Annotated in this window: 7 protein-coding genes; all 7 read right to left on the bottom strand. The window is 67.3% G+C overall.

What is annotated here, in order from left to right; all coding sequences use genetic code 11:
• Nucleotides 1-95: 95 nt before the first annotated feature.
• Nucleotides 96-425, bottom strand: coding sequence for a GNAT family N-acetyltransferase (locus NG696_RS08745; RefSeq protein WP_252568123.1), 330 nt, complete (start codon nt 423-425; stop codon nt 96-98).
• Nucleotides 422-1,786, bottom strand: coding sequence for an acyltransferase family protein (locus NG696_RS08740; RefSeq protein ID WP_374208691.1), 1,365 nt, complete (start codon nt 1,784-1,786; stop codon nt 422-424). The genes NG696_RS08745 and NG696_RS08740 overlap by 4 nt, the downstream gene beginning before the upstream one ends.
• 96 nt (nt 1,787-1,882) lie before the next feature.
• Nucleotides 1,883-2,287, bottom strand: coding sequence for a DUF1304 domain-containing protein (locus NG696_RS08735; protein ID WP_252568121.1), 405 nt, complete (start codon nt 2,285-2,287; stop codon nt 1,883-1,885).
• Between the two features lie 37 nt (nt 2,288-2,324).
• Nucleotides 2,325-3,176 (bottom strand): class II fructose-bisphosphate aldolase, encoded by an 852-nt coding sequence (locus NG696_RS08730; RefSeq protein ID WP_252568119.1) that lies wholly within the window; start codon nt 3,174-3,176, stop codon nt 2,325-2,327.
• Nucleotides 3,176-4,642: a GntP family transporter gene (locus tag NG696_RS08725; RefSeq protein ID WP_252568117.1), complete on the bottom strand. Its 1,467-nt coding sequence runs from the start codon at nt 4,640-4,642 to the stop codon at nt 3,176-3,178. Before NG696_RS08725 ends, NG696_RS08730 begins: the two co-directional genes overlap by 1 nt.
• A gap of 162 nt (nt 4,643-4,804) precedes the next feature.
• Nucleotides 4,805-5,704: an NAD(P)-dependent oxidoreductase gene (locus NG696_RS08720; protein ID WP_252568115.1), complete on the bottom strand. Its 900-nt coding sequence runs from the start codon at nt 5,702-5,704 to the stop codon at nt 4,805-4,807.
• Between the two features lie 29 nt (nt 5,705-5,733).
• The gene (locus tag NG696_RS08715; RefSeq protein WP_252575166.1) at nt 5,734-7,218 is read right to left on the bottom strand and encodes a four-carbon acid sugar kinase family protein; all 1,485 of its coding nucleotides are present in this window, start codon (nt 7,216-7,218) and stop codon (nt 5,734-5,736) included.
• Nucleotides 7,219-7,248: the final 30 nt, after the last annotated feature.

The raw sequence follows: 7,248 nt of genomic DNA, 5'->3' as shown, positions 1-7,248 counted from the left end.
AATGAACTCCCACTGGGCATCGGACAACAAGGCATAACGCGAACTCACCGCTCAATTTTGCCAAAAAGCCACCCCAAAGCATTAGGAGACACGCCCTAGTTGTCCGGCCAGTCGATGTGCTGTTCGTAGCCCTCGTGGGCGCGGAGGTAGCCGGAAATGAACGGGCAATGCGGGATGATCCGCTTACCCGAAGCCACCACGTCGTCGAGCGCGAAGTGCGCCAGCACCTTGCCCAGGCCCTGGCCCTTGAAGTCCTCGGCGGTGTCGGTATGGAGGAAATCCACGTGTCCGGGCAGGTCCCGGAAGAAGGACTGGACGGCGATCTTCCCGCCCACCCGCAGCTCGTAGCGGTGATGCTCGTCATCCCTGGACAGCGAGACGTCAGGGCTGAACTTGTCCTCTGTGGAAATCATGTTCTCAGTCATGGTTCGACATTGGCACTACTTGGCCCCGCTGGCAATGGCCCGTCAGACTGGCCGCCATCGTGGGCGACGCGTTCGGCACCGACATCGCCGGGGACACGTTCGGGCATCCTGCCCAGCAGCAGGACGGCCAACACAAAGCATGCTGCGCCGCCTCCGAGCAGGCCAAGCGTCAGGCCGTTGAGGGCAGCGTCCGCCACCGGAATGAAGACGACGACGGCGGCCGTCACCACCGCGGCGGCGGGCCGGCCGCGGGTGTGGACAGACGCCGTCGGACGTTCCTCAAGGTGGCCGAACGCAGCCAGCACCGGGAGCAGGAGAGCCACAACCCCCAGGAGGACGAGCGGGCGGGCCCACCACCATTCGGCGGTGCCTGCCGCGGGCTTGGGGAAGTCGGTGAGGAGCAGGAGCCCGGACATAGCCACGAGCAACGGCAGGTGCCACAGGTACACGGTCATGGAGCGGTGGCCGGCAACCATGACCACCGCGCGGATCCAGCGCACCCCGGAAACCCAGCCGAGCCCCGGCCGGAAAAGCTGGAGCGCGGCAGCCTGGGACACGCCCAAAAGCAGCAGGCAGAGGTTGGGCGGGTTGAGGTTGACCAGCATATTTCCGGAGTAGAGACCCAGGCCAGTGACCAACCCGAGCACCAGGTTGGCTGCCAGGATGAGCCCCACCAGGCCGGAGCGCGTGAGCCTGGCGAAGTAACCGTCGGCCATCAGGAAACCAAGCTGCTGCACGGCGCACCACAGGAAAACAAGATTTGCGTAGGCGAGCATGGGCAGGGCTCCGCGGAAGCAGTCGACGGCCACCACGAGGGCCGCCAGGACGGCAACGGTCAGCCAGGGCGCGCGCTCGTGGAACCGGGCCAGGAGCGGGATGTTGAGCTGGGCTGCAAGGTAGGCGGCGAGGAACCACAGCGGCATGCCGGCCCCGGTGGCCATCAGCTGGACCACTTGGGGGTCCACGCCGAGCAGGAGCGCCGCTGAAAGGCCCAAGAACATCACCGCCAGGAGTGCCGCCGCCGGGCGGATCAGCCGCAGGAGCCGTGCCTGGGCAAACTCGACGCCGGTGCCGCCGCGGGCTTTCAGCCGCTGCCAGGACTGGAGGCCGGTGGTGCCGCCGGTCACGAAGAACAGCGGCATCACCATAAAGATCCAGATGACCGGCACAAACCAGGGCTGATCGCCCAGCGTATTTTTGGAGGTCACGGTGCCGTCCCCTTGCAGGACGGGGCTGACCATCATGCAGTGGCCCACCACCACCAGGGCCAGGCAGACGAACCGGACAAGGTCGATCACGAGGTCGCGCTGGACCGCCTGTTCACCCTGCGGGGCCGGCCCCGGCTCCTTCACACCACTCACGTGCAGTCCCTACATGCGCCGATGCTGCTGTTGACTCAATTGTCCGCCCGCGATGCGCTCCCGGCCAGAAAGGCACCCTCCGGCCAGGAGTGTCAGTCAGCCAGCGACGGCCAGCAACCCAAGCACGACGGCGAGCAACGGCGTCGTGCCTTGCAGAACCGCGGCGCGGAGGTACTTTTTCCCGCTGAGTGCCAGCACCGCCGCGGCGAGCAGCATCGACCCGCAGCAGCTGAAGATCAGCGTCCAGCCCACCACGTGCTGCGCCGACCAGTCGGGGCCGAGCGCCACGCAGCCCACTCCGATGAACGCGCCGATGGCCAGGAACAGGTTGTAGAAACCCTGGTTGTAGGCAAGCGGTTTGGTGGTCTCGGCGTCGGCCTGGGAGGTGAGGCCGAAGCGTTTCCAGGTGGCCGGCGTGGTCCATGTGAGGGACTCCATGGTGAAGATGTACACGTGGAGCGCGGCGGCGAGGAAGGCAAAAAGCAGGGAGGCCAGGATCATGTGCTGATCCTAGCCTCCCCAAAACTCAACGGATGCGTCAGCGGCTGAGCATGCCCAAAGCCGACGTGGCGAATTCCCTGGCCGAGGTGTTCCAGTGGCCCAGCAGGCCCTGGAGGTTCTCGCCGTCGGTCCGGTGCGCCGGCAGCTGTTCCTGGAGCGTGGACAGCACGCCGGTGCGGAGCTCGGTATTGAAGTTCACTTTGCCCACGTTCATGGCGGCGGCCTTGACCAGCTCTCCCGCCGGAATGCCGGACGCGCCGTGGAGCACCAGCGGGATGTGGGTCCGCACCGCAATGTCCTGCAGGACGTCCCAGCGCAGCTGCGGCTCGCCCTTGTACTTGCCGTGGACGTTGCCCACCGCAACAGCCAGGAGTTCCGCGCCGGTCCGGGCCACAAAGTCCTCCACCTGGGCGGAGTCCGTCAGGCCGGCCACTGCCACACCGGCTTCGTCGGCGCCGAAGGCGCGGTCCTCGTCGCCGGCCAGGCCGCCGAGTTCCGCTTCAAGCACGACGTCGGCACCCAGCACGGCGCGGGCCTCACGGACCAGCGCAATGTTGTCCTCATACGGGAGGGACGAGCCGTCCGCGAGGACCGAATCCGCCCCCGCGGCGACGGCGTCGGCCATCACCTTGAGGTCTGTCGCGTGATCAAGCTGGACGGCCACCGGAACGGACGCGGCGTCTGCCAGGCCGCGGAGCGCGGCGATCAGCCGGAGGCCGTTGGACGTGCCGGCCGTTTTGGGGGCCACCAGCAGGATGACCCCGTGGCCGGCGTCCTCGGCCGCGCCCACAACAGCCAAAGCGGTGGTGAAGTCATAGCAGGTGAACGCTGGAACGGCCGAGCCCTGCTGGAGGGCGGTGGTGACCAGGTGGTCGAGTCGGGTGCGCATCAGACGCTCAGGCCTCCCACCAGGATCCAGGCCGCGTAGGTCAGGATGAAGCCAGCCACACCCAGGACGGTGGTGAGGACGGTCCAGGTCTTGAGGCCGTCCGAGACCGTGAGGCCGTAGTAGCGCACCACGGTCCAGAAGCCGGCGTCGGTCACGTGGGAGAGGCCCAGGGAGCCGAAGCCGATGGCGATGACGATGACGGCGATCTGGGCCGGCGAGTAGCCGCCTTCCATCACGGCGGAGGTCAGCAGGCCGGTGGTGGTGACGATGGCGACGGTTGCCGAACCCTGGGCTGCACGCAGCGCCAGGGAGATCACGAAGCCGAGCACAATGACCGGCAGGCCCAGGTGGTCCAGCGTCTGGGACAGCGCGGCACCGATGCCGGAGGTCCGCAGGACCTCACCGAACACGCCGCCGGCGGCGACAACCATCAGGATGGACGCGATGGGAGGCAGGGCGCCTTCGAAGATTTCGCCGGTTTCCTTCAGGGACCAGTTGCGGCGGACCGCCAGCAGGAAGAAGGACAGGGCAACGGCCACCAGGAGGGCGAAGAACGGGTTGCCGATGAAGGCAGCCAGGCCGTACCAGGAGTTGTCCTTGGGGATGGTGAGTGTGCCCAGGGTGCCGATGAGGATCTGCACGATCGGCGCGGCGATGAGGAAGATGATCAGGGCCGGACGCGGCGGGGCGATGCCTACGGCGCCGGGGCCTTGGTGGCCGACCTTGACCAGGGAGTCGGAGCCGAATTCGTCCACCTGGGCCTTGACGCCGGGGAGGAGCTCGTACTCCTTGCGGTTCATGATGCTGGCAACCCAGTAGGACAGGAATCCGAGCGGGATGCAGATGAGCAGCGAGATCAGCGTGATGAGCCCGATGTCGGCGCCGAACACGCCGGCGCCTGCCACGATGCCCGGGTGGGGCGGCACGGCGACGTGGATGGAGAGCATTATGCCGGCCATCGGCAGGCCGAACTTGACCGGGTGCACGTTGGCGATCTTCGCAAAGGCGTAGACGATCGGGACGAGCACAATAATGCCCACCTCGAAGAACACGGGGATGGCTACCAGGAAGCCGACGGCGGTGAGCGCCACCGCGACGCGCTTGGCGCCAAGCTTCTCAGTGAAGTGCGCGGCCAGCGACTGGACGCCGCCGGATACCTCGATCATCCGGCCCAGGACGGCGCCGAGCGCGATCAGCAGGGCTACCTTGCCCATGGTTCCGCCCACACCGTTGGCGACGACGGTGAAGACGTCCTTCAACGGGATCTGCGAGGCCACGGCCACGGCGATGCTCACGGTCAGCAGGGCCACAAAGGCCTGGATCTTGAAGCGGATGATCATCACCAGCAGGACGGCGATGCCGATCGCCGCGATGGTGAGGAGCAGAGGAGTACCCAGCTCCACCGCGGGTTTAATGGCGGGGGCGTCGGCCGCCCGCACCATCAGCGAGTTAGTCAGGGGGTTCATTGCGGTGTCTCCTTCGACAAGCCAGTCTTCCAGAAGACGGGCTAGCGGGCGCTGTTTCTTGTGCTTTGTGAACGCTGGAAGATACGACGACGGCGGAGGGGGGACCGCCGTCGTCGTAAGTCTTTTGGGGGTGCTTCAGCCGGCGTGCTTTAGCCGGGCTGCTTAGGCGGTGCGCTTGGTGGGCGCGACAACCTTGATGACTGCGGAATCGTCGGCGGCGGCGAGGCCCTGGGCCTGGCCCAGGAGGTACAGCTGCTCGGCGGCGGCGGCAACGGGGGCTGCCAGGCCGGCGGCGCGGGTGGCCTTGCCCACGATGCCCATGTCCTTGACGAAGATGTCCAGGCGGGACAGGACCTCGGCGCCTTCCTCGGTGTAGGCCTCGAGGATGCGCGGGCCACGGTTGGAGAGCATGAATGAACCTGCCGCGCCGGCTTCGAGGGCTGCGAGCGTTTTGGCCTGGTCCAGGCCGAGGGCGTCGGCGAGGGCCATGGCCTCGGCGGCGGCCGCGATGTGGATGCCGCAGAGGAGCTGGTTGACAGTCTTGAGGGCCTGGCCGTCGCCGGGCTTGTCGCCCACCACGGTCAGGGTGGACGCGAGGAGTTCGAGGGCCGGGCGGGCCTTCTCCTGGGCTTCCGGGGAGGCTCCCACCACGATCAGCAGGTCACCCTCGCCGGCGCGCTTGGGGCCGCCGGACAGCGGCGCGTCCACGAGCTCAACGCCGTATTCGGCGAGCTTCTCTACCGTGGCGGGGATGGCTTCGGTGCCCACGGTGCTGCCGAGGATGACGACGGCGCCCGGCTCCAGCACGGAGGCCACGCCACTCTCGCCGAAGAGGACATCGTTAAGCTGCTCGCCGTTGCGGACCGCGAGGAGCAGGGCGTCGGCGCCCTTGGAGGCTTCCCGGGCGGAGGCGAAGGTGCGGATGCCGGCTTCTTCGGCGAGCTTCAGGCGCGGCTCGGCGATGTCGAAGCCGTGGACAGTGAGCTCGCTGGCCAGGCGGGTGGCCATGGGCAGGCCCATGGCGCCGAGGCCCAGGACGGTGATGGTGTAGTTGCTGGTCATGGTGTTCTCCTTTGAATACTGGCGGGCTGCTAGAAAGTGCTGCTGAGCTTGCGGGTGACGTCGGCGAGGGACTGGTCGTCGCCCACGTTGCCGGCGAACACGATGTACGGGATGCCCTTGGCGGGGCCGTCCACCGGCTCCCAGAGCGAGACGATGCCCGGCAGCATGGGACCGCGGACAATGGCGTGGCGGATTTCCAGGCCGTGGGCGGCGACGTCGGAGGACGTGATGCCGCCCTTGGCGATGACAAACCGCGGCGGGAAGGTCTTGAGGGTCCGGTTCACCACGGCGACGACGGCGGCGGACACTGTGCGCGCGATCCGCAGGCTTTCGGCGGGATCGTCAGTCATGATCAGCAGGCGGCTGGTGTGGACGATGACGTCTCCCCCGTGGAGCGCCTCCACCACGGTGTCAACGGTCTGGTCGAGGTGGGTGTCCCCGGCGCCTGTTTCGGTTTCGGCGGCGAGTAGTTTCTCGGCGTCGATCTCCACAATGCGCGCGGCGCTGTGTTGTTCGCTGAGGGCCTTGAGCTGGCGGGTGGTGACGCCCACGTGGGAGCCCACCACGATCAGGCCACCGGCCTCGGACGGGGTGTTGCCGGCGTAGGCTTCAGCGCCGGTGAGCTCGGTTCGGATTTCCTGGCCGATCCGGGCGCGGACAAACGGCGGTCCCACGCGGTAGAGGAGCTTCTTGCCACGGCGTTCGGCTTCTTCCAGGCCCAGGGACAGGGCGCGGAGGTCGTTCTCGGTGACGATGTCAGCGACGATCGGCGTGGAGTTGATGGCCGGCTCGATCGCGTCGGCGATGGCCTTGGCGGTGATCTGCGGATCGGTAGAGACGCGGATGATGTTCAGGTCAAGGACGATCACGGATTCCGCAGCCAAGCGGCCCTGCGACTTCTCTTCCACGTATTTGGTCATGTCCGAGTTGGCGAAGCCGAAGCTGGCGTCCTTGGCGAATTCGGTCTCGGCCACGGGGGTGAGCTTGCCGGCGTCGTCCCCGGTGCCGCGCATGTAGTGCACGCCGCCGATGGTCACGCGGCCGGCGTCGGGGAACGCCGGCACCAGCACAACGCCGTCGGTGGCTTCCCCGCTGACATCAGCAACGGTGGCGGCGATGACGTCGGGCTCCAGCGGGTAGTGGCCGCGGAGGGTGGAGTCGCTGCGGCTCACGAACCCCAGCCGCAGGGCATCTGCGGACCCGGCAGCGGCCAGCGCGTTTCGGACCACTTCCTCGTTACGGACTGCAGCTTCAGCCGGGTCCAGGCTGCGGGTGTTGGTCAGCACGTACACGGCGGGCTTCGACTGGCCGAAGGCCCAGATGAAGTCCTCCACTTCCCAGCGGGTGAGCACGGGCAGATCCGCAACGGACTGCGTTCCGGTGGGGTCGTCGTCGAGCACTACCAGCATCCGGGGGTTCTCCGCGCTGGACGCGGCGACGGCGTCGGCAACAAGGCGGGCGGGAATCCGGACTTCGGCCGGGAAGGCGGCCAGGATGTCTGCTTCAAGCGTCACAGTGCACTCCGTTGTGTGGAAATCTCTAAG

Origin of the sequence: Pseudarthrobacter cellobiosi, from assembly GCF_023913755.1 — a bacterium.
GTDB classification, from domain to species: Bacteria; Actinomycetota; Actinomycetes; order Actinomycetales; family Micrococcaceae; genus Arthrobacter; species Arthrobacter cellobiosi.
This window is presented reverse-complemented; position numbering and strand designations above follow the sequence as displayed.

Coding starts and splice junctions, on each gene's coding strand:
- NG696_RS08720 (WP_252568115.1), bottom strand. CDS start 5,704: ATGACCAGCAACTACACCATCACCGTCCTGGGCCTCGGCGCCATGGGC.
- NG696_RS08725 (WP_252568117.1), bottom strand. CDS start 4,642: ATGAACCCCCTGACTAACTCGCTGATGGTGCGGGCGGCCGACGCCCCC.
- NG696_RS08745 (WP_252568123.1), bottom strand. CDS start 425: ATGACTGAGAACATGATTTCCACAGAGGACAAGTTCAGCCCTGACGTC.
- NG696_RS08730 (WP_252568119.1), bottom strand. CDS start 3,176: ATGCGCACCCGACTCGACCACCTGGTCACCACCGCCCTCCAGCAGGGC.
- NG696_RS08735 (WP_252568121.1), bottom strand. CDS start 2,287: ATGATCCTGGCCTCCCTGCTTTTTGCCTTCCTCGCCGCCGCGCTCCAC.